18 protein-coding genes and 1 pseudogene are annotated in these 26,876 nt (G+C 63.5%); 11 read left to right on the plus strand and 8 right to left on the minus strand.

All coding sequences use genetic code 11. The features are described 5' to 3' along the window. Positions 1 to 159: 159 nt before the first annotated feature. On the minus strand, positions 160 to 1,638 hold the full coding sequence (gene putP / locus ABI582_RS12175; protein WP_132845092.1) for a sodium/proline symporter PutP: 1,479 nt from the start codon (positions 1,636 to 1,638) through the stop codon (positions 160 to 162). Positions 1,639 to 1,995: 357 nt separating this feature from the next. Between putP and putA the strand changes: the two genes are divergently transcribed. Together putA and ABI582_RS12185 are read left to right on the plus strand one after the other, a co-directional pair. Further along, the gene (putA, locus tag ABI582_RS12180; protein ID WP_442119291.1) at positions 1,996 to 5,949 is read left to right on the plus strand and encodes a trifunctional transcriptional regulator/proline dehydrogenase/L-glutamate gamma-semialdehyde dehydrogenase; all 3,954 of its coding nucleotides are present in this window, start codon (positions 1,996 to 1,998) and stop codon (positions 5,947 to 5,949) included. 1,183 nt (positions 5,950 to 7,132) lie between these two features. Then, the gene (locus ABI582_RS12185; RefSeq protein ID WP_442119292.1) at positions 7,133 to 8,935 is read left to right on the plus strand and encodes an acyl-CoA dehydrogenase; all 1,803 of its coding nucleotides are present in this window, start codon (positions 7,133 to 7,135) and stop codon (positions 8,933 to 8,935) included. Here the strand turns inward: ABI582_RS12185 and ABI582_RS12190 are convergent. The 3 genes from ABI582_RS12190 to ABI582_RS12200 are packed head-to-tail and all read right to left on the minus strand — an operon-like array spanning position 8,932 to position 11,828. Then, positions 8,932 to 9,864: a DMT family transporter gene (locus ABI582_RS12190; RefSeq protein WP_338745440.1), complete on the minus strand. Its 933-nt coding sequence runs from the start codon at positions 9,862 to 9,864 to the stop codon at positions 8,932 to 8,934. The two genes, ABI582_RS12185 and ABI582_RS12190, sit on opposite strands and share 4 nt — an antisense overlap. 2 nt (positions 9,865 to 9,866) lie before the next feature. Further along, positions 9,867 to 10,823 (minus strand): 2OG-Fe(II) oxygenase, encoded by a 957-nt coding sequence (locus ABI582_RS12195; protein WP_442119293.1) that lies wholly within the window; start codon positions 10,821 to 10,823, stop codon positions 9,867 to 9,869. 24 nt (positions 10,824 to 10,847) lie between these two features. Then, positions 10,848 to 11,828, minus strand: a complete 981-nt coding sequence (locus tag ABI582_RS12200; protein ID WP_338745442.1) for a hypothetical protein — start codon at positions 11,826 to 11,828, stop codon at positions 10,848 to 10,850. A 125-nt stretch (positions 11,829 to 11,953) separates the two neighbouring features. On the opposite strand from ABI582_RS12200, the gene ABI582_RS12205 reads away from it, so the two are divergent. The 8 genes and pseudogenes from ABI582_RS12205 to yccS all read left to right on the plus strand — a co-directional run bounded on the left by ABI582_RS12205 (position 11,954) and on the right by yccS (position 22,319). Then, positions 11,954 to 12,832 carry a LysR family transcriptional regulator gene (locus tag ABI582_RS12205; protein ID WP_086975211.1) on the plus strand — a complete coding sequence of 293 codons (879 nt, stop codon included), beginning with the start codon at positions 11,954 to 11,956 and terminating at the stop codon, positions 12,830 to 12,832. After that, a pseudogene (locus ABI582_RS12210) lies at positions 12,823 to 12,921 on the plus strand (hypothetical protein); the annotation flags it as partial. The gene ABI582_RS12205 and the pseudogene ABI582_RS12210, both read left to right, overlap by 10 nt. Before the next feature lie 32 nt (positions 12,922 to 12,953). After that, complete coding sequence (locus ABI582_RS12215; RefSeq protein ID WP_442119294.1) at positions 12,954 to 14,396, plus strand: TldD/PmbA family protein; 1,443 nt, start codon at positions 12,954 to 12,956, stop codon at positions 14,394 to 14,396. Further along, positions 14,396 to 15,715, plus strand: a complete 1,320-nt coding sequence (locus ABI582_RS12220) for a TldD/PmbA family protein (RefSeq protein WP_442119295.1) — start codon at positions 14,396 to 14,398, stop codon at positions 15,713 to 15,715. Before ABI582_RS12215 ends, ABI582_RS12220 begins: the two co-directional genes overlap by 1 nt. Positions 15,716 to 15,844: 129 nt before the next feature. After that, the gene (mdtD, locus tag ABI582_RS12225; RefSeq protein WP_442119296.1) at positions 15,845 to 17,272 is read left to right on the plus strand and encodes a multidrug transporter subunit MdtD; all 1,428 of its coding nucleotides are present in this window, start codon (positions 15,845 to 15,847) and stop codon (positions 17,270 to 17,272) included. Positions 17,273 to 17,385: 113 nt separating this feature from the next. After that, positions 17,386 to 18,723 (plus strand): ATP-dependent RNA helicase DbpA, encoded by a 1,338-nt coding sequence (dbpA, locus tag ABI582_RS12230; protein WP_230685741.1) that lies wholly within the window; start codon positions 17,386 to 17,388, stop codon positions 18,721 to 18,723. A gap of 147 nt (positions 18,724 to 18,870) precedes the next feature. Then, on the plus strand, positions 18,871 to 20,052 hold the full coding sequence (locus ABI582_RS12235) for an NAD(P)/FAD-dependent oxidoreductase (protein WP_442119297.1): 1,182 nt from the start codon (positions 18,871 to 18,873) through the stop codon (positions 20,050 to 20,052). A gap of 83 nt (positions 20,053 to 20,135) precedes the next feature. After that, on the plus strand, positions 20,136 to 22,319 hold the full coding sequence (gene yccS / locus ABI582_RS12240; protein ID WP_442119298.1) for a YccS family putative transporter: 2,184 nt from the start codon (positions 20,136 to 20,138) through the stop codon (positions 22,317 to 22,319). A gap of 130 nt (positions 22,320 to 22,449) precedes the next feature. Here the strand turns inward: yccS and ABI582_RS12245 are convergent, their stop codons facing one another. Continuing rightward, a complete protein-coding gene (locus ABI582_RS12245) occupies positions 22,450 to 23,187 on the minus strand; it encodes a substrate-binding periplasmic protein (RefSeq protein WP_442119299.1) in 738 nt (245 codons plus the stop codon). A gap of 153 nt (positions 23,188 to 23,340) precedes the next feature. Here ABI582_RS12245 and ABI582_RS12250 point away from each other — a divergent pair, with 153 nt between their 5' ends. Further along, positions 23,341 to 23,793, plus strand: a complete 453-nt coding sequence (locus tag ABI582_RS12250; RefSeq protein ID WP_442119300.1) for a GNAT family N-acetyltransferase — start codon at positions 23,341 to 23,343, stop codon at positions 23,791 to 23,793. Between the two features lie 98 nt (positions 23,794 to 23,891). On the opposite strand, the gene ABI582_RS12255 is transcribed toward ABI582_RS12250, so the two are convergent. Genes ABI582_RS12255 through ABI582_RS12265 form a run of 3 tightly spaced genes read right to left on the minus strand, consistent with a single transcriptional unit; the run spans position 23,892 to position 26,873 of the window. Then, the gene (locus ABI582_RS12255; protein WP_003249396.1) at positions 23,892 to 24,188 is read right to left on the minus strand and encodes a winged helix-turn-helix domain-containing protein; all 297 of its coding nucleotides are present in this window, start codon (positions 24,186 to 24,188) and stop codon (positions 23,892 to 23,894) included. A gap of 12 nt (positions 24,189 to 24,200) precedes the next feature. Then, complete coding sequence (locus ABI582_RS12260) at positions 24,201 to 24,701, minus strand: M48 metallopeptidase family protein (RefSeq protein ID WP_086975203.1); 501 nt, start codon at positions 24,699 to 24,701, stop codon at positions 24,201 to 24,203. Between the two features lie 39 nt (positions 24,702 to 24,740). Continuing rightward, positions 24,741 to 26,873: a putative bifunctional diguanylate cyclase/phosphodiesterase gene (locus ABI582_RS12265; protein WP_442119301.1), complete on the minus strand. Its 2,133-nt coding sequence runs from the start codon at positions 26,871 to 26,873 to the stop codon at positions 24,741 to 24,743. Positions 26,874 to 26,876: the final 3 nt, after the last annotated feature.

Genomic DNA, 26,876 nt, shown 5'->3' on the forward strand with positions numbered 1-26,876 from the left:
TACCTTGCCTTGCAGGCGGAGTCAGGCCTGGCTGCTGATCGGCGGCGCCTGCTTGGCGGCTAAACCCGCCCCCACAGGGCCTGCACAGTTCTCAGACCCTGCGCAGTACCTGTGGGGGCGGGCAAGCCCGCGAAGCAGGCAACGCCGATTCAACGGGTATTACTTGTCAGCGTGATACGCCGCGTCTGCTGTCTCGAAGCGCTGCACCATCGCTTGCGACGGGCTGCCCAGCTTGCTCACCAGAACGATGGCGATGCTCGCCAACAGGAAGCCCGGGATGATTTCGTACAGGCCCCAGGTATCGATCTGCTTCCACAGGATCACGGTCAGTGCGCCAACCACGATACCGGCCAGCGCGCCGTTACGGGTCATGCCTTTCCACAGCACCGAAATCAGCACCACCGGGCCAAAGGCGGCACCAAAGCCGGCCCAGGCATAGGCCACCAGGCCCAGCACACGGTTTTCCGGGTTGGCAGCCATGGCGATGGCAATCAGTGCCACGGCCAGCACCATCAGGCGACCGACCCACACCAGCTCGACCTGCGAAGCGTTCTTGCGCAGGAAGGCCTTGTAGAAGTCTTCGGTCAATGCACTGGAGCACACCAGCAGCTGGCAGCTCAAGGTGCTCATCACCGCCGCCAGAATGGCCGACAGCAGCACGCCGGCGATCCATGGGTTGAACAGGATCTTGGCCAGCTCGATGAAGACACGCTCATGGTTCTCGGTGACCGGGCCTGCCAGGTCAGGGTTGGCCGAGAAGTAGGCGATGCCGAAGAAGCCCACGGCGCAGGTACCAGCCAGGCACAGGATCATCCAGGTCATGGAGATGCGGCGAGCCTTGGCGATGGATTTCACCGAATCGGCGGCCATGAAACGCGCCAGGATGTGCGGCTGGCCGAAGTAGCCCAGGCCCCAACCCATCAGCGAGATGATGCCGATGAAGGTGGCACCTTTGAACATGTCGAAGTTGGCCGGGTTCACCGCCTCGATGGCAGCAAAGGTGGTGTCGAAGCCGCCAGTGGAAATCAGCACGATCACCGGGGTCAGGATCAGCGCGAAGATCATCAGCGAAGCCTGCACCGTATCGGTCCAGCTCACCGCCAGGAAGCCACCCACGAAGGTGTAGGCGATGGTAGCTGCGGCGCCAGCCCACAGGGCAGTCTCGTACGGCATGCCAAAGGTGCTTTCGAACAGACGGGCACCGGCAACGATGCCAGAGGCGCAGTAGATGGTGAAGAACACCAGGATGACGATCGCCGAAATGATACGCAGCAGGCCGCTATTGTCTTCGAAACGGCTGGCGAAGTAGTCCGGCAGGGTCAGCGCATCACCGTTGTGTTCGGTCTGCACGCGCAGCCGGCCGGCCACGAACAGCCAGTTGAGGTAAGCACCAACGGTCAGGCCGATGGCGATCCAGGCCTCGGACAGGCCCGAGAAGTAGATGGCGCCCGGCAGGCCCATCAGCAGCCAGCCACTCATGTCGGATGCGCCGGCAGACAGCGCGGTGACCACGCTACCCAGGCTGCGACCGCCCAGAATGTAATCGGACAGGTTGTTGGTGGCGCGATAGGCCGCGAAGCCGATCAGCACCATTGCCGCGATGTAGACCACGAAAGTGATCGTTAGTGGATTGCCCATGCGTGTGCCCTGGCGTTTGTTTTTATCTCATGCACAACCGCAGCCATGGCGGTTGCACCCAGGCGGCGAATCCTATGCAACAACGCAAAGCAGGTGCAACCATTTTTCACTTGCAAGTTGCACCCGCTTGAGCATTTTTTGTAAAAGCCGCTTTTTTGCTCCTTTTTGGCGCATAAACCCGGTTTTTCAGAATAAAACGCACCGTAAACGCTCCTTTTCACGGTGTGGAAATGTCTGTCAGACGAGTTGCACCTTTTACACAAAAAATTCGGGTTGCACCTGGTTGCACCCGAATTGTCCTACAGCTACTCTTGGCGCCAGCTTAGGCCACAGCCGTGGCAATAACGAGGATAAGAAATGGCGACGACCACCCTTGGGGTCAAACTCGATGACCCGACCCGTGAGCGACTCAAGGCAGCAGCGCAGTCGATTGACCGCACGCCGCACTGGTTGATCAAGCAAGCGATCTTCAATTACCTGGAGAAGCTCGAGGGTGGTGCCACCCTGACCGAACTCAACGGCCACGCCACCAGCCTGGCTGATGATGCCGGTGATGTTCAGGCCGACCACAGCCACCAGTGCTTCCTCGAATTTGCCGAAAGCATCCTGCCACAGTCGGTACTGCGCTCGGCGATCACCGCCGCCTACCGCCGCCCCGAGCAGGAAGTGGTACCAATGCTGCTGGAGCAGGCGCGCCTGAGCGCACCGCTGGCCGAAGCCACCAACAAGCTGGCCGCTGGCATCGCCGAAAAACTGCGCAACCAGAAGAGCGCTGGCGGCCGTGCCGGCATCGTCCAGGGCCTGCTGCAGGAGTTCTCGCTGTCGTCCCAGGAAGGCGTGGCGCTGATGTGCCTGGCCGAAGCCCTGCTGCGTATCCCCGACAAGGGCACCCGTGACGCGCTGATCCGCGACAAGATCAGCACCGGCAACTGGCAGCCGCACCTGGGCAACAGCCCGTCGCTGTTCGTCAACGCCGCCACCTGGGGCCTGCTGCTGACCGGCAAGCTGGTCAGCACCCACAACGAATCCGGCCTTACCTCCTCGCTCACCCGCATCATCGGCAAGAGCGGCGAGCCGATGATCCGCAAGGGCGTCGACATGGCCATGCGCCTGATGGGCGAGCAGTTCGTCACCGGCGAGACCATCGCCGAAGCCCTGGCCAATGCCAGCCGCTTCGAAGCCAAGGGCTTCCGCTATTCCTACGACATGCTCGGCGAAGCCGCACTGACCGAGCACGACGCGCAGAAGTACCTGGCGTCCTACGAGCAGGCCATCCACTCGATTGGCAAGGCCTCCCATGGCCGCGGCATCTATGAAGGCCCGGGCATCTCCATCAAGCTGTCGGCACTGCACCCGCGCTACAGCCGCGCCCAGTACGAGCGAGTGATGGAAGAGCTGTACCCGCGCCTGCTGTCGCTGACCCTGCTGGCCAAGCAGTACGACATCGGCCTGAACATCGACGCAGAAGAAGCCGACCGCCTGGAGCTGTCGCTCGACCTGCTCGAGCGCCTGTGCTTCGAGCCGTCGCTGGCGGGCTGGAACGGTATCGGTTTTGTTATCCAGGCCTACCAGAAACGCTGCCCGTACGTGATCGACTACGTCATCGACCTGGCCAAGCGCAGCCGCCACCGCCTGATGATCCGCCTGGTGAAAGGCGCCTACTGGGACAGCGAGATCAAGCGCGCCCAGGTCGAGGGCCTGGAAGGCTACCCGGTCTACACCCGCAAGGTGTACACCGACGTGTCCTACGTGGCCTGCGCCCGCAAGCTGCTGGCCGTGCCAGAAGCCATCTACCCGCAGTTCGCCACCCACAACGCCCACACCCTCTCGGCCATCTACCACATTGCCGGGCAGAACTACTACCCGGGCCAGTACGAGTTCCAGTGCCTGCACGGCATGGGCGAGCCGCTGTACGAGCAGGTGGTCGGCAAGATTGCCGATGGCAAGCTGAACCGCCCGTGCCGCGTCTATGCACCGGTCGGGACCCACGAAACGCTGCTGGCCTACCTGGTACGTCGCCTGCTGGAAAACGGCGCCAACACCTCGTTCGTCAACCGCATCGCCGACCACTCGATTTCCATCCAGGAACTGGTCGCCGACCCGGTCGTCAGCATCGAGCGCATGGGCACCCAGGAAGGCAACATCGGCCTGCCACACCCGCGCATCCCGCTGCCGCGTGACCTGTATGGCACCGAACGGGCCAACTCGGCCGGCATCGACATGGCCAACGAACACCGCCTGGCGTCGCTGTCCTGCGCCATGCTGGCCACCGCTCACAACGACTGGAAAGCCACCCCGCTGCTGGCCTGCGCCGCCAGTGAAAGCGCTGCGGCGCCGGTGCTGAACCCGGCGGATCACCGCGACGTGGTCGGCCATGTACAGGAAGCGACCGTTGCGGATGTGGATAACGCCATCCAGTGCGCCCTGAACGCCGCGCCGATCTGGCAGGCCACCCCGCCCGCCGAGCGTGCTGCCATTCTGGAACGCACCGCCGACCTGATGGAGGCCGAAATCCAGCCGCTGATGGGCCTGCTCATCCGCGAAGCCGGCAAGACCTTCGCCAACGCCATCGCCGAAGTGCGTGAAGCCGTGGACTTCCTGCGTTACTACGCCGTGCAGGCACGCAACGACTTCAGCAACGACGCCCACCGCCCGCTGGGCCCGGTGGTGTGCATCAGCCCGTGGAACTTCCCGCTGGCGATCTTCACCGGCCAGGTAGCGGCGGCCCTGGCTGCCGGCAACCCGGTGCTGGCCAAGCCAGCCGAGCAAACCCCGCTGATCGCTGCCCAGGCCGTGCGCCTGCTGCTGGAAGCCGGCATTCCAGAGGGCGTGCTGCAACTGCTGCCAGGCCGCGGCGAAACCGTCGGTGCCGGCCTGGTCGGTGATGAACGCGTCAAAGGCGTGATGTTCACCGGCTCCACCGAAGTTGCCCGCCTGCTGCAGCGCAACGTCGCCGGCCGCCTGGACAACCAGGGCCGCCCGATCCCGCTGATCGCCGAAACCGGTGGCCAGAACGCGATGATCGTCGACTCCTCGGCATTGACCGAGCAGGTGGTGATCGACGTGGTGTCCTCCGCCTTCGACAGCGCCGGCCAGCGTTGCTCGGCCCTGCGCGTGCTGTGCCTGCAGGAAGACTCCGCCGACCGCGTGATCGAAATGCTCAAGGGCGCCATGGCCGAAAGCCGCCTGGGTTGCCCGGACCGCCTGGCCGTGGACATTGGCCCGGTGATCGACGCCGAAGCCAAGGCCGGCATCGAGAAGCACATCCAGGGCATGCGTGAGAAAGGCCGCGCGGTCTATCAGGTCGCCATTGCTGATGCTGCCGAGGTCAAGCGTGGCACCTTCGTGATGCCAACCCTGATCGAGCTGGAAAGCTTCGATGAGCTGAAGCGTGAAATCTTCGGCCCAGTGCTGCACGTGGTGCGCTACAACCGCCGCAACCTGGACCAGCTGATCGAGCAGATCAACAACTCCGGCTACGGCCTGACCCTCGGCGTGCACACCCGCATCGACGAGACCATCGCCAAGGTGGTGGAAAACGCCAACGCAGGCAACATGTACGTCAACCGCAACATCGTCGGTGCAGTGGTGGGCGTGCAGCCGTTCGGTGGTGAAGGCCTGTCTGGCACCGGCCCGAAAGCCGGCGGCCCGCTGTACCTGTACCGCCTGCTGTCGACCCGCCCGGCCGACGCGATTGGCCGCCACTTCCAGCATCAGGATGGCGAAGGCAAGCCGGACCGTACCCTGCACGAACAGCTGGTCAAGCCGCTGCACGGCCTGAAGGCCTGGGCCCAGAGCAACCAGCTGGCCGACCTGGCTGCGCTGTGCGACCAGTTCGCCAGCCAGTCGCAGAGCGGCATCGCCCGCCTGCTGCCAGGCCCGACCGGCGAGCGCAACAGCTACACCATCCTGCCACGCGAGCACGTGCTGTGCCTGGCCGACAACGAGGCTGACCTGCTGGCGCAGTTGGCCGCCGTACTGGCCGTCGGCAGCTCGGCGGTGTGGGCAGACAGCGAGCCTGGCAAAGCCCTGCGTGCCCGCCTGCCGCGTGAGCTGCAGGCCAAGGTCAAGCTGGTGGCGGACTGGAACAAGGATGAAGTGGCGTTCGACGCCGTGATTCACCATGGCGATTCGGACCAGCTGCGCAGCGTGTGCCAGCAGGTGGCCAAGCGTGCTGGTGCGATCGTCGGTGTGCACGGGCTGTCCAGCGGGGATCACCAGATTGCGCTGGAGCGCCTGGTGATCGAGCGGGCGGTGAGTGTGAACACTGCTGCTGCCGGCGGTAATGCCAGCTTGATGACCATTGGCTGATTGCTGTTGATAAAAAAGGGGAGCTTCGGCTCTCCTTTTTTATGGGCGCATATCTTGAGATGTTTGGCGCCTGTGAGATCGAGCGCCGCCCGCGCGGCGCTTCGCAGCACAAGGCTGCTCCTACATCTGTTTCGGGCCAATATCGCTTGTGCCAGACGCGCGCGACCGCCCTGTTTGTACGACGCGATTTCTAGGTATACACCAAGGCGGTCGCGCGCAAATCCCACAGAAAAGACTGGCCCGAAACAGATGTAGGAGCAGCCTTGTGCTGCGAAGCGCCGCGCGGGCGGCGCTCGGTCTCATAGGCGCAAAAATTGTCGTGGCGAACACCTGTCAGCCTCCATGCGATCCGAAGACACCTTGGTAGAAAGTTGTCTTGCCGACGGTGAACTGGGTGTCTTCGGTTGTCATTATTGTATCCCCCTGAAAATTCTCGACTGCCTGGACCGGCCCTTTCGCGGGTGAACCCGCTCCCACAAGTACTGTGCAGTTTTTAAGCCTGTGGTGATCCTGTGGGAGCGGGTTTACCCGCGAATTGTCCAAGCGACGCATCACTCAAACCTCAATGCAAAGGCCGAGGCTCTACGGGCATCTGCACCTGAACCAATGCCGCCTCAAGCAAAGTCCGCAGCGCCTCAAGCTCGTGCATGGGGGTCATCATCAGGATCGAAGCCGGTGATTTAGGCTGAAGCAGCAACGCCTGATGCACCACGGTGGCTGCGCATATGGACTACATGGAATAGGTGAAAACCTAAATGATCTGCCGAAACTGGCCGGAATGCGGTGGAGCTGGAAGGTGTTCGCCTCACCCTTTGCAGCGCCTGTGAAATCGAGCGCCGCCCGCGCGGCGCTTCGCAGCACAAGGCTGCTCCTACATCTGTTTCGGGCCAATTATTCCTGGGGAATTGCACGCGACCCCCTTGGTGCATGGCGCGAAATCGCGTCGTACAAACAAAGCGGTCGCGCGCGCCTGCCACAGGCTTAACTGGCCCGAACAGATGTAGGAGCGAGCTTGCTCGCGATGCGCCGCGCGGGCGGCGCTCGGTCTTGCTGGCGCAGAAAAAATCAAGGCAAGCACCTGTATGCCCCACCCGTTCTAAACCCATATCACCCAAACCTATTAACCTCCCCCCACCCCACCCGATTCCCTACACTCGCAGCATCCCGCCTCAGGACCGCCACCATGCCCGAGACCCTGTTCAGCCCCCGCAACCTGGCCTTCGAGCTCTACGAAGTGCTCGACGCCCAAGCCCTCACCCAGCGCCCGCGCTTTGCCGAGCACAGCCGCGAAACCTTCGACGCGGCACTGGCTACCGCCCGCACCATCGCCGAAAAGTACTTCGCCCCGCACAACCGCAAGGCCGACGAAAACGAGCCGCGCTACGTGGACGGCCGCGCGGAACTGATACCCGAGGTCAAGCCTGCCGTCGATGCCTTCCTCAAGGCCGGCTTCCTCAACGCCAACCGCGACTTCGAGGTCGGCGGCATGCAGCTGCCCAGCCTGGTTTCGCAGGCCTGCTTCGCTCACTTCCAGGCTGCCAACGCCGGCACCACGGCCTACCCGTTCCTGACCATGGGCGCAGCCAACCTGATCGAGAGTTTCGGCACAGAGGAACAGAAACGCCTGTTCCTCCAGCCCATGATTGATGGCCGCTACTTCGGCACCATGGCCCTGACCGAGCCCCACGCCGGCTCGTCTCTGGCCGACATCCGCACCCGCGCCGAACCTGCGGGCGATGGCAGCTACCGGCTCAAGGGCAACAAGATCTTCATCTCCGGGGGCGACCACGAACTGTCGGAAAACATCGTGCACATGGTGCTGGCCAAGCTGCCGGACGCACCGCCCGGGGTGAAAGGCATCTCGCTGTTCATCGTGCCCAAGTACAACGTCAACCCCGACGGCAGCCGTGGCCCGCGCAACGACGTGCTGCTGGCCGGGCTTTTCCACAAGATGGGCTGGCGCGGCACCACCTCCACCGCGCTGAACTTCGGCGACAACGGCCAGTGCGTCGGCTACCTGGTCGGCCAGCCGCATCAGGGCCTGGCCTGCATGTTCCAGATGATGAACGAAGCACGCATCGGCGTGGGCATGGGCGCAGTGATGCTCGGATACGCCGGCTACCTGTATTCGCTGGAATATGCCCGCCAACGGCCGCAAGGCCGGCTGCCGGACAACAAAGACCCGCTCAGCCCGGCTGTGCCGATCATCGCGCACACCGATGTGAAACGTATGCTGCTGGCACAGAAGGCGTACGTGGAAGGCGCCTTCGACCTGGGCCTGTACGCCGCGCGCCTGTTCGACGATACCCACACCGCCGATGATGAAACGTCGCGCACACAAGCGCAGGCGCTGCTCGACCTGCTGACCCCGATCGTCAAGTCGTGGCCCTCGACGTTCTGCCTCAAGGCCAACGAACTGGCGATCCAGATTCTCGGTGGCCACGGCTATACCCGCGAATACCCGGTGGAACAGTACTACCGCGACAACCGCCTGAACCCGATCCACGAGGGCACCGAGGGTATCCAGTCGCTCGACCTGCTCGGGCGCAAGCTGGCGCAGAACAATGGCGCCGGCCTCAAGCAACTGATCCGCCTGATCTCCACTACCGGCGAGCGTGCAAGCCACCACCCCAAACTCGACCCACTGCGCCAGCCACTGGAGCAACTGGTCAACCGCCTGCAAGGCGTGACACTGGCCCTGCTCGGCGACATGGCCCAAGGCGAAGTCGCTGGTGCCCTGGCAAACTCGGCCTTGTACCTAAAGGCCTTCGGCCACTGCGTGATCGGCTGGCGCTGGCTGGAACAGGCCATTCACGCCGAGCTTGGCCTGCAAAAAGGTGACCCTGCCGATCGCGACTTCTACCAGGGCAAGCTGCAGGCCGCGCGTTATTTCCTGACCTGGGAAGTTCCGGGCTGCCACCACGAACTGGCTCTGCTCGAGGCACGCGACAACGCCTGCATGATTATGCAAGAAGAGTGGTTCTAAGGGGTGCCCCCATGTTCGACGCCCCCTGCCCGCCCCGACCTGCGTGGGTTACGAGTAATAGCGAGGCCTGTCGCGACCACTGCGATGCCCACATAGGTCGTCCAGTGGATTGCGTCGCCGAACATCAGCGCAGCCCATAGCAGCGTGACCGGAGGCTCTAGATAAACCAGCGCCGACACGCGGGTCGCCGACAGCTTTGTCAGCAATATCCAAAGGCTCAAGTAGGCGATGAAAGTCGAGAACAACGTCAGCCAGGCAACTGCCGCCCACACCTGCGTACTGGCGGGCACTTCGATCAAGCCCAGCGGCAAGCCTGTGGCAGTGAGCAATACCAGCGTCGCAGTGGACTGCAGAAACAGCGGCATCAGCAAGCCATCCTTGCTGTGGTCTGTTGCCATGACCGATTGCCGCCGCTGATAGAGAGTGGCGATGGACAGCGTGATCGCGGCGATCAGCGGCAGCGCGTACAGCCAGAGGTCCAGCCGGGTGGTGGAGAGGTTGTACTCACCGAAAATGACCACGCTTACGCCAGCAAAGCCAACCCCAAGCCCCACCCACTCCTGGCGGCCGCTGCGCTCTTGCTGGTCCCTGTTGCTCATGGATGCCGTGATCAATGGCTGGAGCGCGCAGATGATGGCGGCTATTCCTGCCGGCAGCCCGCCTCGGATGGCGATATATACGCTGACCAGATAAGCGAACTGGGCTAAAAAGCCTATCACCGTGTTGTAGCGCACCTGCGCCCACGACAGCGTACGCAAGCGATGTACCACGAAAGGCAGCAGGCAGATGCTGACCAGCAGAAACCGCCAGAACAGCAGGTTTATTGCGCCAGCTTCCTCCGTACCCAGGCGGGCACCAATGAAGCCTGAACTCCACGAAAGAACAAAGATGACTTGCAGCAGAATCAGGTATGGCGCACTGCTTGGCATGATCATGCCCCTGTGTTGTGCAGTTCCTCGAACGTGATCGGCTCGATACCGATACGTGCATATTGTCGGGCGGCCGACCGCTGCAAGGCCCAGTGCAACCCCAGCCAGTTGGGGATGGTCGTCGCAATGCCATCGTCGGAGGCCAGGTGCCAGAAGCGGTTGGAATCATCACTGAAGCAGGGGCAGTGGAAGGACAGCACCAGCGACATGCGTCGGCCACTGATGACAGGGCGAACACCGTGGAACAATCGACTGCCGTAGATGAACAGGGCATCACCCGGCTGGTCCAGCCGTGCGGTTTCAAAAGTTCGGTAATCCAGGGCGTCAAAGGTATCCACGGTACCGTTATGGAACAGGAACTCGCCCCCGCTGTAGTCGGAGCGACCCGACAGCACGATGTTCAACACATAGTTGGTGCCGTCTGTGTGCCACATACCCAGTTGCTGCTGTTGCTCGGCTGGCTTTGGATAGAAGTAGTTGATCTGCGAGCGGGCATTGAGCATGGGGTAAGGTACAAGCGGCACGCCCGCAATACGCGAGACCGCCAGCAGGAATGCGCGGCTGCACATCATGTCGTTGAGGAAGGGCGACAGTGCGGTCACCCCTCGCGTACGCCGGGATATGATCCAGTCGCTGTCCCCCGCCCCCTGCTCCAGACGAGAACAGATGTCTTGCAACACCGCGACACCCTCGGCAGTGAACAAGCGTTGGACCACTGCCACCCCGGTGATGGTATCCACAGCAATTTTTTTGTGCGGGCTGTGCGCATAGCCCAGCTGATCGAGCGTCCTGGTGCCGCTGACGTTGTAGCCTTGACTCAGCAGTTCGTCACGCCAGGCTGGCTGCTCGCCCAACCAGGCCGGTGAAGACCTTGGTGCGCGTTTAAACGTCGACTTGAGTGCCAGCTTCACGCGGCCAAAGCCGCGTTCGAACAGGGGTAAGCTGTCTGAGTGATTCATGATCTGTGTGTCTCCGTGAAGTTGCTACTGGAGGTACTTCGCGATCTGGTAGCGCACCGAGCCATCACCACTGGCAAACTCGTCCACCACACGGCAGTTGCAGTGCCGGGCTCGAATGCGACGAAACTGTTCGGGCGTGTATTTGAGGCAGATGTTGGTCAGCAGGTAACCCTGCTCCTGCAGGCGCTGCACAGGCTGGAGGGTCACGGCTACGTGAATCGACTCATCCAGAATGCGAAGCGGGACGAGGATCGCCTCGTGGTCGCCTGAAGGTACGAACCCTTGTTGAAGTGCGACCATCCTGGAGAACTGGAGCATGTTGCGGTTGGCGTAGAACGCGAGAATGGCACCTTCCAGGCCTTGTTCGTATACCTGCATTTCCGAAAGGATGTAGGTCGCGTCACCTGCCAGGCTGCGTATCAGCCTGCCCGTGCTCACTGGCAGCTCGTTGCCTTCCTGGAACCCCAGCAGCGTGATCAGGGTGACTTCCTGATCGTGCCGCAAAGCCTCGTGAGTCACTGTGCGATAGTCGGCGGCGATGTAGTTGAAGCTGCCATCCGCTTGCACGATGGGCCGCAAGGCATCTCTCATGGCAGCTTCGGAAGTCTGGTTGATATCGATCGCGGTGTAGCGAATGGAGCTGGAGGTCTCGGCCATGCGCTTGAGCAAGCAGGTGCTTTTGACCGGCTCGGGGCCCAGCTCGACATAATGCACGCGGCGCCCGCTAGCTAGCGCCGCCAACCGCTCGGCAACGTTGCCGATGACGCTTTTGAGCGCTCCGTGCCCTCGCGTGTCGGCACATAACCCCTCCTCACCAATACCTTGCTCATTCAAGGCTCGCATGAGCAGAAATATCTCGTGATTGAAATGATGCTCACCGTCAGGCCCGGAGTCAGGCTGAAGCAGGGTCGAGTACTTCTCATGGTTCTCGACCGTCCATAGCCGTGCGTTCTGGTAGCTGGGAGTGTGTACAAGTGCATCTACAACGAAGTCGTTCAGGCTCATCCGTATCATTCCATTGCATTTTTGAGGGGCAACCGTGCTGTAGCCACACAGTAGGAGGGGGTATAAAGCCTGTACAGTTGATTAAATCGAAGTGCTGGTTCGATCCGACCAAATCAGGTGGTTACATGGGGAAAGCCCTCGACATAGACGTATTGAGAACCTTCCAGGCAGTCGCCCGGCTTGGTCGCTTCAAGGATGCAGCCGACTACGTACACCGCAGCCCATCGGCAGTGACGACGCAGATCCAGAAGCTGGAGGAGAAGGTCGGCCAACAGTTGTTTGCCCGCAGCAACCAGTCGGTGGAACTGACCCCGGCAGGCCGGCACTTGCTGGGTGAGGCAACCCGCTTCCTGATGGCCCATGACCGGCTGCTGGCTACGCTGTCGTCGCAGCAGATCACGGGCAAGGTTCGCCTGGGTGTACCGGACGGCTATGCCGCCAACCTCATGAGCGATTTTTTACCGGTGTTTGTCGCCAGCAACCCGAAACTGGAACTGGAAGCGGTGGCATGCTCCAGTGCAGAACTCATCGACCTGTTTGCGCGACAACGACTGGACCTGGCAGTGGCGGTCAGCAGTGAACACTGGCAGCAAGGTGAATGGCTTCGCACCACCCAGCCGCGCTGGGCCGCTGCGCCTGGGTTCGAGTACGATGCCAGTCGCCCCTTGCCACTGGCACTGCAGCTGAAGGGCTGCCCCTACCGAGAAGCGGCCCTGCAGGCGTTGAAGGCTCACGGCATTGCCTACCGTATCCTGCTTGAAAGCGCCAACTGGCATGCGGTGCTGGCATGCATGCGCAGTGGCCTGGCCGTCGGCATCGTCGAAGGGCTGGACAGCGGCGATACATCGCTCGCGTTCATGGTAGGGAGGGGCCTGCCCGCCCTGCCCGAGCATCATCTTTACCTGCTGACGGATACCTCCCACCATGTCGCGTTGCAACTGAACGAAATGTTGAAAGCTGCCATTCAGAAAGATGGGCTGTCAGCAACCGGTGTTATTTCCTGACCTGGGAAGTTCCGGGCTGCCATAATGAGCTGGCATTGCTAGAGGCGCGCGACAACACTTGCCTCACCATGCAGGACGAGTGGTTCTAAGGGGGAGCCACCGTGTACACGGAGGCTTTTGCATGTTCGATTCCAGCGCCCTGCTGCGCCAGCGCTTCGCCGCGCTGCGCAGTACGGCCGAGTTGTTTTCCCTGCGCCATGTGAAACAGTCGCACCAGGCGCTGTCGGTTCGCCGCAATGTCGCCGAGCCGCCCTTCTTCAGCCAGGACGAGGGCGCCATGCTCACCGTGCGGGTCAACGGCGTGGAGGCCTATGCGGCCACCGCCGATCTGTCCCAGGCCGGGCTGCAACGCGCACTGGAACAAGCCGAGGCTCTGGCCCGGCAGATCGCCCCGCACAGCCTGCTCGACCTGCGCGACCAGCCAGTGACCAACGCCCGTCACGACCACACTTCGCCCAATTTCGATCAACCCGTGCCCTCCCTCGCCGACTGCCTTGGCCTGCTCGCCGCCGAATCGGCCAGCGTGCCCAAGGACAGCCGCCTGGTGGACTGGCAGGCCAGTCTGGGACTAAGCCTGGTCGAGCAAACCTACCTGAACTCCGCGGGCGCCGAACTGCGCCACGCACAGCGTTTTCTGTTCCCGGGGCTGGGCGTAACCGCCAGCGATGGCCAGGACAGCCAGAGCCGTAGCCTGGGCCGCGACAACTTCGGCCAGCAGGGCGGTTTCGAGATCATCGAGCGCTGCGGGCTGGTCGGCGCCGCCCGGCAGGTGGCCGACGAGGCACTGCAACTGCTGATGGCCCCCAACCCCCCCAGCGGCCCGCGCGACCTGCTGCTGATGCCCGACCAGATGATGCTGCAGATCCACGAGTCCATCGGCCACCCGCTGGAGATGGACCGTATTCTCGGCGACGAGCGCAACTACGCGGGCACCAGCTTCGTCAAAGCCAGCGACTTCGGCCACCTGCAGTACGGCTCCAGCCTGTTGAACGTGACCTTCGACCCGACCATCGGCGAAGAACTGGCCAGCTACAGCTTTGACGATGACGGCACCCCGGCCAGCAAGCAGTTCCTGATCCGCGACGGCCTGCTGCTGCGCCCACTGGGCGGCGCGCTGTCGCAGTTCCGTTCTGGCCTGGACGGCGTGGCCAACAGCCGCGCCTGTGGCTGGAACCGTGCCCCGATCGACCGCATGGCCAACCTCAATATCGAACCGGGTGATCAGAGCCTGGAGCAACTGGTGCAAGGCATCGAGCACGGCATCCTGATGCGTACCAACCGCTCTTGGTCCATCGATGATGCGCGCAACAAGTTTCAGTTCGGCTGTGAATATGGCCAGTTGATTGAAAACGGCGAGCTCAAGGGCATCGTCAAGAACCCCAACTACCGCGGCATCTCCGCGCAGTTCTGGCGCAACCTGTCGGCCGTCGGCGACCGCAGTACCTTCCAGGTACTGGGCACGCCCAACTGTGGCAAGGGCGAACCTAACCAGGTGGTGCGGGTCGGCCACGCCTCGCCGGCCTGTGTGTTCCGCCAGATCGATGTATTCGGAGGAGACGCCTGATGAAGCACGCTTTCGAAACGCTTGTCGGGGATGTGCGCGCCGCCCTGCAAGCAGGCGAGCAGTTCACCCTCGGCTATAGCGCAGAACAGTCGCAGTTCGTGCGTTTCAACCACGCCAAGGTGCGCCAGGCCGGTGAAGTGAGCCAGGCAAGCGCCCAGCTGCGGCTCGTGCGCGATGGCCGCCAGGCGGAACAGCAGGTGACCTTGAGTGGCGACGTGCAACTGGACCGCCAGCGCCTGAGCGATGCCCTTGAGCAACTGCGCCAGACCTTGCCGCTGCTGGCCCTCGACCCGTACCTGCGCCTGGACGAAAGCGCCTGGCAAAGCCACAGCCTGCAGGACCATCCCCTGCCCGCACTGGACGAAGTGCTGGCCTTGCTCGACCGCGAAGCAGGCGAGCTGGACCTGGTCGGCATTTACGCCGCCGGCCCGATCTGCCGGGGCTTCGCCAGTTCGTTCGGGGCCTTTGGCTGGCACCAGGCCAACAGCTTCAACGTTGACTGGAGCCTGTTCCACGAAAACGGCCAGGCGGTGAAGGCCAACTATGCCGGCCAGCTGTGGATCGCCGACGACTTCACCGAGCGCCTGCGCCAGGCACGTGAACAACTCGGCTTCCTCGGCCGCCCGGCAGTCACCCTCAAGCCTGGCAGCTACCGCGCCTACCTGGCGCCTGCGGCCATGGACGAAATCGCCGGCATGCTGTGCTGGGGCGGTTTTTCCGCACAGGCCCTCGCCACCGGCAACAGCGCCTTGCAGCGCCTGTACAACGGCGATGCACGATTAAGCCCGCTGGTGAGCTTCACCGAGCAGGTCAGCGGCTCGCTGAGCCCGGCGTTTTCCGATGAAGGGGCGCCGCGCCTGGATGTGCCGTTGATCCAGCAAGGCGAAGCGCAGCAACGCTTGATCTGCGCACGCAGTGCGGCCGAGTTCGAGCTGCTGGCGAATGGCGCCGACAGCTACGAGTCGCCCTGCGCGCTCAGCCTGGCGCCTGGCAACCTGGCCAGCGAACAGATCCTTGAGCGACTAGGCACCGGGCTGTACATCAGCAACCTGTGGTACCTGAACTACTCTGACCTGCCGGCAGCACGCATGACCGGGCTGACCCGCTTCGCCACCTTCTGGGTGGAAAACGGGCAGATCCAGGGGCCGGTGAGCACCATGCGCTTCGATGACAGCCTTTACAGTTTGCTGGGTAGCCAGCTGGAGGACCTGACCCGGGAGCGCGAGATGATCTTGTCGACCAGTACCTATGGGCAGCGCAGTACCGGGTCGAGTCATTTGCCGGGGGCATTGGTCAAAGGCCTGACCTTGACATTGTGATTGGCATTATCGGCCCTTTCGCGGGGCAAGCCCGCTCCCACAGAGATCCCACCACATCAGAGTGCGGTGGAGATCTTGTGGGAGCGGGCTTGCCCCGCGAAGAGGCCGGCACAGACAAAAGAGGACGTCATGCCTGAGCGCACCCCGCTGGACCCCGTCACCGCCCGCTGGATCCCCTGGGTGGTGGCCATCGCTTTCTTCATGCAGTCCCTGGACGGCACCATCCTCAACACCGCGCTGCCGGCCATGGCCCGCTCGCTGGCCGAAGACCCGCTGCGCATGCAAGGTGTGATCATTGCCTACATGCTCACCGTGGCCCTGCTGATCCCGGCTTCGGGCTGGATCGCCGACCGTTTTGGCACCAAGCGCATCTTCTTCAGCGCCATTCTGCTGTTCAGCTTCGGCTCGCTGCTGTGCGCAGCAGCCAACAGCCTGGGCTTCCTGATCTTCGCCCGCGTCGTCCAGGGCCTGGGCGGTGCGCTGATGCTGCCGGTCGGGCGGCTGGTGGTGCTGCGCGCCTACCCGCGCAGCGAGCTGGTGCGGATCATGAGTTTCATCACCATCCCTGGCCTGCTCGGCCCACTGCTGGGGCCAACCGTCGGCGGCTGGCTGGTGGAAATCCTCAGCTGGCACTGGATCTTCCTGCTCAACCTGCCGGTCGGCCTGCTCGGCTGCATTGCCGTCTGGAAGTTCATCCCGGACCTGCGCGGTGCCGAGCGCACCACGTTCGACGGCCCCGGGTTCCTGTTGTTTGGCGCAGCGATGGTATTGATCACCATCGCCATGGAAGGCCTGGGCGAGTTGCACCTGCCACACCTGCGGGTGATGTTGCTGCTGTTCGCCGGCATGGCCTGCCTGGCGGCCTACTGGCTGCGCGCCGGGCGCGACCCGGAGCCGCTGTTCTCGCCCAGCCTGTTCCGCGTGCGTACCTTCGCCATCGGCATCCTCGGCAACCTGTTCGCCCGCCTGGGCAGCGGCGCACTGCCGTTCCTGGTACCGTTGCTGCTGCAGGTGGCGCTGGGCTACTCACCCGCCCAGGCCGGTATGAGCATGATCCCGCTGGCGGCAGCGGCCATGCTGGCCAAGTCTGTCGCAAGGCCGCTGATCGAACGGCTTGGCTACCGCATCATCCTCACCGGCAACACCTTGCTGCTGGGCCTGCTGCTGGCCAGCCTCGGCCTGGTCGACGAGCAGACACCCTACGCCGTGCTGCTGATCCAGCTGGGCCTGCTGGGCGCGGTCAACTCCATGCAGTTCACGGCCATGAACACGGTAACCCTGATCGACCTCGATGACGCCAGCGCCAGCAGCGGCAACAGCCTGCTGTCGGTGGTCGCGCAGCTGGCGCTGAGCCTGGGCGTGGCCTGTGCCGGCGCCTTGCTTGGAGGCTTTACCGCCGCCGGTAGCGCCGAGGGTGTGGAAAGCACCCTGGGCGCCTTCCAGTTGACGTTTGTCACCATCGGCGTGATGGCCATGCTGGCGGCAGCGATCTTCCTGCAACTGGCGCCGACGGACGGAAGGCGTGCCCGTCGTCCGGAACAACACATGGAACCGTAGGGCGAATGGCCACGAGGCTGGTAGACTGTGCGGCATTTTTTCGCTTCGCAACGCAGGCCCGCCTCGTGACCACCGAATCCACCGCCTTTGCCACTCTGCCGTTGTCCGCCGCCATGCTGGCGAACCTGGACGCCCTCGGCTATGCCTCGATGACGCCGATCCAGGCCCAGAGCCTGCCCGTCATCCTCAAGGGCCAGGACCTGATCGCCCAGGCCAAGACCGGCAGCGGCAAGACCGCCGCCTTCGGCATCGGCCTGCTGAACCCGATCAACCCGCGCTACTTCGGCTGCCAGGCGCTGGTGCTGTGCCCTACCCGCGAGCTCGCCGACCAGGTGGCCAAAGAGCTGCGCCGCCTGGCCCGCGCCGAGGACAACATCAAGATCCTCACCCTGTGCGGTGGCGTTTCGCTGGGCCCACAGATCGCTTCGCTGGAGCACGGTGCGCACATCATCGTCGGCACCCCGGGGCGCATCCAGCAGCACCTGGACAAAGGCACCCTGGTGCTCGACGGCCTGAACACCCTGGTGCTGGACGAAGCCGACCGCATGCTCGACATGGGGTTCTTCGACGCCATCGCCAGCATCATCGGCAAGACCCCATCGCGCCGCCAGACCTTGCTGTTCTCGGCCACCTACCCGTCCGGCATCAAGCAGCTGGCCGCCGACTTCATGCGCAACCCGCAACAGGTCAAGGTCGAGAGCCTGCACACCGACAACCAGATCGAACAGAGTTTCATCGAGATCGACCCACAGCACCGCCTTGAAGCCGTCACCCGTGTGCTCGGCCACTACCGCCCGCAGTCCTGCGTGGCGTTCTGCTTCACCAAGCAGCAGTGCGAGGACGTGGTTGCCCACCTGACGGCCAAGGGCATCGTCGCCCAGGCCCTGCACGGTGACCTGGAGCAGCGCGACCGTGACCAGGTGCTGGCCATGTTCGCCAACCGCAGCAGCTCGGTGCTGGTGGCCACCGACGTGGCCGCGCGCGGCCTGGATATCGATGGCCTGGACATGGTCATCAACGTGGAGCTGGCGCGTGATGCGGAAATCCACGTGCACCGGGTGGGCCGTACCGGCCGTGCCGGCGAGAAAGGTGTGGCGGTAAGCCTGGTGGCACCGGCAGAAGGCCACCGCGCCCAGGCCATCGAAGACCTGCAGAAAAGCCCGCTGCGCTGGGCCTCGCTGGACAGCCTGAAGAACAAGGGCGGTGAACCGCTGCTGCCGGTAATGACCACGCTGTGCATTGCCGCAGGCCGCAAGGACAAACTGCGCCCTGGTGACATCCTGGGGGCACTGACCGGTGATGCCGGCATCCCGGGCAAGCAGGTGGGCAAGATCGCCATCTTCGACTTCCAGGCATTTGTTGCCGTGGAGCGTGCGCTGGCCAAGCAGGCCATGCAGCGGCTGAACAGCGGCAAGATCAAGGGCCGCGCCCTGAAAGTCCGCATTCTCTGACATTTTTTGGGGCTGCTGTGCAGCCCATCGCCGGCAAGCCAGCTCCCACAGGATCACCCCAGGCCTCAGGCTTGTGCAGGGCCTGTGGGAGCTGGCTTGCCGGCGATGGGCCGCACGGCGGCCCCAAACTACCACTGAGGTAACACCGTGCACTCCACCGACGTGATCATCCTCGGCGCCGGCGCCGCCGGCCTGATGTGCGCCCAGCTCAGCGCCCGCCGTGGCCGCCGGGTGCTGCTGCTCGACCACGCCAACAAGCCCGGCAAGAAAATCCTCATGTCCGGCGGCGGGCGCTGCAACTTCACCAACATGTACACCGAGCCCGCCAACTTCTTGTCGCACAACGCGCACTTCTGCAAGTCGGCGCTGGCCCGCTATACCCAGTGGGACTTCATCGAGCTGGTGTGCAAGCACGGCGTGGCGTACCACGAGAAGAAGCTCGGCCAGCTGTTCTGCGACAACAAGGCCAGCGACATCCTCGACATGCTGCTGGCCGAATGCGACGAGGCCGGCGCCGAGATCCGCATGCACACCAGCATCGAACACATCGAGAAGACCGAAAGCGGCTACCTGCTGCAGACCAGCGGCGGCCAGTTTGCCTGCCAGTCGCTGGTGATCGCCACCGGCGGCCTGTCGATCCCGACCCTGGGCGCCACCGGCTTCGGCTACCAGGTGGCGCGCCAGTTTGGCCACACCCTGCTGCCAACCCGCGCCGGGCTGGTGCCGTTCACCCTCACCGAGCCCCAGCTCAAGGCACTGTGCACCGAGTTGTCGGGCACCTCGCTGGACTGCACCGCCAGCTGCAACGGCACCAGCTTCCGCGAGAACCTGCTGTTCACCCACCGCGGCCTGAGCGGCCCGGCGATCCTGCAGATTTCGTCGTTCTGGGAAGCGGGCGATACGGTCGAGATCAACCTGCTGCCGGACCGCGATGCGCTGGGCTGGCTGCAACAGATGCAGGCCGAACGTGCCAACGCCGAACTGAAGACCGTGCTGGGCGAGGTTTTCACCCGCAAGCTGGCCAACCTGCTGGCCGAGCAATGGTTCGAGTCCAGGCCGATGAAGCAGTACACCCCGGCGGAACTGGCGCAAATCGCCGAAAAGCTGGCGAACTGGCAAGTGGTGCCGGCCGGCACCGAAGGCTACCGCACCGCCGAAGTGACCCTGGGCGGCGTGGATACCCGCGAAGTGTCGTCCAAGACCATGGAATCGCTGAAAAGCCCCGGGCTGTACTTCATCGGGGAAGTGCTGGATGTCACTGGCCACCTGGGCGGTTTCAACTTCCAGTGGGCCTGGGCATCGGCCAACGCCGCGGCGCAGTTCGTGTAGAGTAGAATCCATTCAGCAGCACGGAACGCTTCTTGCTGGCCCGTGCTGCAATGCATTCTTCGCTCACTGCCTAGCAGGCCATCATGTCATCGAGCTCGTTCCGTCAGTCACTGCGTCGCCTGTGGGGCCAAGACAAGTTCAGCTACAGCATCCGGGTCACCATCGCCCTCACCGGCAGCCTGGCCCTGTGCTGGTACCAGAACGAGATGGCCCTGCTGATTCCACTGTTCCTCGGCATCATCGCCAGCGCCTTGGCCGAGACCGACGACAGCTGGCAGGGCCGCCTCAGCGCCCTCGCCGTTACCTTGGTGTGTTTCGCCATCGCTGCACTGGCGGTCGAGTTACTGTTCCCCTACCCCTGGATCTTCGCCATCGCCCTGGCCCTGGCGGCGTTCGGCCTGACCATGCTCGGCGCCTTGGGCGAGCGCTATGGTGCGATTGCCTCGGCGACACTGATCACGGCGGTGTACACCATGATCGGTGTGGACCAGCGCGGTGGCCAAGTGACGGACTTCTGGCACGAGCCGCTGCTTCTGGTGGCGGGCGCGGCCTGGTACGGGCTGCTTTCGGTACTGTGGCAGGCGCTGTTTTCCAACCAGCCGGTGCAGCAAAGCCTGGCCAAGCTGTTCTTCGAACTGGGCAGCTACCTCAAGCTCAAGGCCAGCCTGTTCGAGCCCATCCGCACCCTCGACGTCGAGGCCCGGCGCCTGGAGCTGGCCCAGCAGAACGGCAAGGTGGTGGCAGCGCTCAACGCTGCCAAGGAAATCATCCTGCACCGGGTGGGCAACAGCCAGCCGAACTCCAAGGTCAGCCGTTACCTCAAGCTGTACTTCCTGGCCCAGGACATTCACGAGCGGGTCAGTGCGTCGCACTACCCCTACAACGGCCTGACCGAGGCGTTTTTCCACAGTGACGTGATGTTCCGCTGCCAGCGCCTGCTACGCAAGCAAGGCTCGTCCTGCCAGGAGCTGGCCCGCTCGATCCGCCTGCGTCAGCCGTTCGTGCTGGCCAGCGGTTATCCAGAAGCCCTCGAGGACCTCAACGCCTCGCTGGAGCACCTGCGCATGCAGAACAACCCGGCCTGGCGCAGCCTGTTGCGCTCGCTGCGGGCACTGGCCGCCAACCTGGCAACACTGGACCGCCTGCTAAGCGCCGCCAGCAACCCGGACAGCCTGGCCGACGCCAGTGACAGCAGCCTGCTGGACCGCTCGCCACGTTCGCTTAAAGACGTGTGGAGACGCCTGCGCACCCAGCTCACGCCGACCTCGCTGTTGTTCCGTCACGCCCTGCGCCTGCCGCTGGCGCTGTCGATCGGCTACGGCATGGTGCACCTGATCCACCCCACTCAGGGCTACTGGATCATCCTCACCACGCTGTTCGTGTGCCAGCCCAACTACGGTGCAACCCGGCGCAAGCTGGTGCAGCGAATCTTCGGCACCGCCGTCGGCCTGACAGTGGGCTGGGCATTGTTCGACCTGTTCCCCAACCCGGTCATCCAGTCGCTGTTCGCCGTGGTTGCCGGGGTGGTGTTCTTCGTCAACCGTACCACCCGCTACACCCTGGCCACGGCCGCGATCACCCTGATGGTGCTGTTCTGCTTCAACCAGATCGGCGATGGCTACGGCCTGTTCCTGCCGCGCCTGTTCGATACCCTGGTGGGCAGCCTGATCGCCATCCTGGCGGTGTTCCTGTTCCTGCCCGACTGGCAGGGCCGGCGTTTGAACAAGGCGCTGGCCAATACCCTGGCCTGCGCCAGCGTGTACCTGCGCCAGATCATGCAGCAGTATGCCCATGGCAAGCGCGACGACCTGGCCTACCGCCTGGCCCGGCGCAATGCCCATAACGCCGACGCGGCGCTGTCCACTACCCTGGCCAACATGCTGATGGAGCCGGGGCACTTCCGTAAGGAAGCCGACGTCGGCTTCCGCTTCCTGGTGCTGTCGCACACCTTGCTCAGCTACCTCTCGGGGCTGGGCGCGCACCGCGACACGGCCTTGCCGGCAGAGGTGCAGGAGCAGTTGATCGAGGGCGCCGGGCAAAGCCTGGCCAGCAGCCTGGACGAGATTGCCAATGGCCTGGCCGCACGGCTACCGGTGGCGATTCACAGCGATGCCGAAGAGGCACTGGCCAATGCGCTGGAGCAGATGCCGGAAGAGCTGGATGAACATCAGCGGTTGGTGCAGACACAGTTGGCGTTGATTTGCCGGCAGTTGGGGCCGTTGCGGACCTTGGCGGCACACCTGATCAAGGAAGGTGCCCCGGCCTGATTGCCTTGTTGCCTGTGCTGGCCTCTTCGCGGGCTCGCCCGCTCCCACAGAGACCTCACAAAACCTGACATGTGTGGAATACCTGTGGGAGCGGGCGTGCCCGCGAAGAGGCCAACACAGGCGATACAGATCAGAAGCCATGCTGACGCAACAGCCGGTCATAGCTGCCATCGGCCTTCATCGCCGCAATGGCCTGCTCGAAGCGCTCGACGATGCGTTTATGCTCCGGGTGCTTCAGGCTCACCAGGATATGCAGGGTGTTTTCCCCCAGTGGCGGCTCCACCAGCATCACCCCATCACGCACCTCCTGCGGCTCACGCTGCAGGTTGTAGCGGGCCACGTACTCGTCTTCCACCGCCAGGTTCACCCGCCCTGCCGCCAGCATGCGTACCGCCGACGAAAAGTTGCGCACCGGCACCTTGTGCAGACGGGTATCGGCGTCGAACTTCGGTGAATAGGCGTAATCACGCACCACGGCGATGCTGTAGGGGTACAGATCCGACTGGTCTTTGTAGTGGAAGGCCTCGCCCGTGCGTTGCAGCAGGCGAATGCGGTTAGTCAGGTAGGCGTTGGAAAACTGCCCGATGTTGGCACGCGAGTCGTTGTACCAGGCATTGATCAGTACGTCGTAGCGCCCTTCACCTACCCCCAGCAGCGCCCGCGCCCAAGGCGCTTCTTCATAGCTGCTGGTGTAGCCGGCACGGGTCAGCGCCGTGGTGACGATGCTGGTCGCCAGGCCGCCGCCCGGCATGTTGGCATCGGTGAACGGTGGCCAGCTGTCGGCCACCAGGCGTAGCTTGTCGTGACCCGGGGCGGCCGTTGCCACCAGCATTGCCAGTAATCCCAGAACACAAAGCAGTGGCCGCATGCTCAAGTCCTTTCGCAATGGTGGGCGCACACTGCCGAAGAGATTACACAAAGCCGTTGCCAAGGGCAGCGGCCAATAGTGTCATTTAGCCTCTATTTTGGCCGAAGCACAGATGACGTGCGATGATCGGCTGCCCACTCAAGGAGTTCGCCAATGTCCATCGACTGGCTTTGCAAGCACCACACCGACCTCGGCAAGGACCAGCTCTACGCCATTCTGCAATTGCGCACCGAAGTGTTTGTGGTCGAGCAGCGTTGCGCGTACCAGGAAGTCGATGGCCAGGATCTGAGCGGCGATACCCTGCACCTGATGGCTTGGCAGGACAACAAGCTGGTGGCTTACCTGCGCTTGCTCGACCCTCAGTCCCAGGGCGGGGATGTGGTGATCGGGCGGGTAGTGACCGCCCCCGAAGCCCGCGGCATGAAGCTGGGGCACCCGTTGCTGCTCAAAGGGCTGGAGGCGGCAGAGCATTGCTGGCCGGGAGTACCGGTCTACCTGTCGGCGCAGGCGCATTTGCAGGGGTTTTATGCCCGCCATGGGTTTGAGGTGGTGGGCGAGGAATATCTTGAAGATGACATCCCGCACGTCGGGATGCGCAAAGGCTGAAATTGCCGGGGGTGCTTTGCACCCCTTTCGCCGGCAAGCCAGCGCCCACAGGTTCCGCGCAGGCCTGAGCGATGGGCTGCACAGCAGCCCCAAATTCTTCAGGGGTAACCCAGCACTTCGCGGATCTGCCGCAAGTGGCGGATGATCCACTGCTTGTCGATCGCCCCCCAGTCATGAATGCGGTAATGCCCGGCGTGGTTGCGTGCGCCTTCCTGCTGTTCGAACTCGCAGACGATATCCAGGTCGGCCAGGGCGGCGATGGTGTCCTGGGCCGTGCGCCGCGGCATGCCGGTAGCCTCCATCAGGGCGGGCACGCTGGTCGCGGTCTGGCTGTCGATCAGCCAGGCGACGTACAGGCGACGGTAGAAGCTGCTCTTGGTCTTGCTCACTTCCATGCTGCGGGGTCCTTAGCAGTTGCCTGGCAGCTCCCGATAGGTCAGGTAGACGCGCAGGTCGAATTCCAGTTGGTGGTAGTCCGGCTCCATGTGCTGGCAGAGCTGGTAGAACGCCTTGTTATGGTCGCGCTCGCGCAGGTGCGCCAGTTCGTGCACCACGATCATGCGCAAGAACTGCGGCGCAGCCTCCTTGAACAGCGAGGCAATGCGGATTTCCTTCTTCGCCTTGAGCTTGCCGCCCTGCACCCGCGACACCGCCGTGTTCAGGCCCAGGGCCCGATGGGTCAGGTCGAGACGGTTGTCGAACAGCACCTTGTCCAGGTTCGGCGCACTGCGCAGGTATTGCTGGCGCAGGTCCTGGGCATAGCCGTACAGCGCCTTGTCGCTTTGCACGTCATGGCGGTCGGGGTAGCGGCGCTGCAGGTATTCGCCCAGGCGGTCGCTGTCGATCATCTGCCGCACCTGCTGTTGCAGGTGCGGGGGGTAGGCTTGCAAGTAACGTAATACGGTCATGGCGCTGCATTCGGCGTAACGAATGCCGATTCTAGCCAATCATGGCCCAGGCCAGGAGAAAATTGCCGGGAAGCCGCTGGCATCCGCCGCGGTCATCGGGTACGCCACCAGGAAACCCTGCACGTATTCGCAACCATTGGCCTTCAGCCAAGCCGCCTGGGCCGGGGTTTCCACACCCTCGGCGATCACCGTGATGCCGTAGTCGGCGCACAGGCCGACGACGCTGCGGACCAAGGCAGCATCCACTGCCGAATCGGGCAAGCGCGCCACCAGGTGGCGGTCGAGCTTCAAGGTGTCGATCGGCAAGTCACGCAGCATGCGCAACGAGCAGTCGCCGGCGCCAAAATCGTCCAGGGCCACCCGCACCCCCAGCTCGCGCAAGCGGTGTATCTGTTTGACCGCCGCATCGATGTTGTACATCAGCGAAGTTTCCGCGACTTCCACCTCCAGCTGCGCCGGGTCCAGCTGGTAAAGCTGGATCACCCGCTGTAACTCCTCGACCAGGCCGGGCATGACAAACTGCGCGCGGCTCAGGCTGATGCCAAGCACAAGGTCGGCGGGAAACCGGTCGTACCAGGCCTGGCGCTGGGCAGCCCCCTGGCGGTAGATCCAGCTGGCCAGGCGGTTGATCAGGCGGGCTTCTTCCAGCAACGGAATGAACAGCCCCGGCGGCACGTCGCCGACGCTGGGGTGCTGCCAGCGCAACAAGGCCTCGAAGCCCCGCAGCCGGCCATCAATGAAGGACACCTGCGGCTGGTACACCAAGGTGAAGTCCTGCTGCTCGATGGCGGTGCGCACACCGTCTTCCAGCATCAGCCGCGAACGCGCCCGGCCGTTGAGTTCCTGGTCGTAGAAGCGGTATTGCTGGCGCCCGGCTTGCTTGGCAGCGTACATCGCTGCATCGGCTGCGCGCAGCAGGCCTTCCACATTGGCCCCGCAATCCGGGAAGGTGGCGATGCCGATGCTGACCCCAAGGCACACATCCAGCCCTTCGATCTGGTGGCTGATCGAAATACGCTCAAGCAGTTTCTCGGCATAGCGCCCGGCCTGTTCGGGATAGGGCAGGCTGTCGAAAAGCGCGGTGAATTCATCCCCTCCCATGCGTGCCAGCAAGGCCTCGCTGCCCAGGCAATCCTTGAGTTGCTCGCCCACCCAGCGCAGCACACGGTCACCAGTGTCGTGGCCCAACGAGTCGTTGATGCGCTTGAAGCCGTCCAGGTCCATGTACATCAATGCCTGCGCCTTGTCCGAGCGCTCGTTGCGCAGCAGCGCACCTTCGGCAGCCTGGTAGAAACCACGGCGGTTGAGCAGGCCGGTAAGCGGGTCGGTCACGGCCTGGTATTCCAGCTGCTGGTGCAGGTTGCGCACCACTGACATGTCCAGAACGGTAACCACCATGGCCTGCTGGTCAACCGGCAACGGTGCGCAGGACAACGCCACCGGCACCAGATCGCCACCGAGGGTACGCAGCTGGGCATCATGCACGCGGAAAATACGCCACCCAAGGTAGGCCTGGTAGAAGTCCGATTCCCCCCATAGGCTGGCACTGCCCGTTTGCACTAGGTCGAGCAGGTGCACGCCCTGCAGCTGCTGCACCGAGGCCGCCAGTAAGCGCGAAATGGCCGGGTTGGCAAAACTGATGACGCCCAGGGCATCCACCACCAGGATGCCCTCTGCGGCGTTCTCCAGGATCGACGCATTGAACGCCCGGGCTACCTCCAGCTCGCGGGTCAGGCGCTGCAGCATGCGCCGGTTGCGCTGCTGGTCGAGCAAGGCCTGGACCTTGGGCTTGAGGATTTGCGGGTCGAACGGTTTGAACATGTAGTCCACAGCGCCGCTGGCGTACCCTTTGAGCACGGCGGCTTCGGACTGTTCGTTGGCGGTGAGGAATATGATGGGTGTCAGCCGGGTGCGCTGGCTGCCACGCATCAGCCGGGCCACTTCGAAACCATCCATCTCCGGCATCTGTACATCCAGCAAGACCAGGTCGACATCGTATTCGAGCAGTGCACTCAAGGCTTCCGTCCCCGAGCTTGCCGTCAACACTTGCCAATCCTGCCGGGCCAGCAACGCCCGCATGCTGATGAGGTTCTCGGGGTAGTCATCTACCACCAGAAGGACCGAGCTGCCATCCAGTGGCTGTGGTTGAACTTGAGCTTGAGCGCCATCCATGCT

Origin of the sequence: Pseudomonas sp. SAS7 (assembly GCF_052112345.1) — a bacterium.
In the GTDB taxonomy this organism is placed as follows: Bacteria; Pseudomonadota; Gammaproteobacteria; order Pseudomonadales; family Pseudomonadaceae; genus Aquipseudomonas; species Aquipseudomonas putida_Q.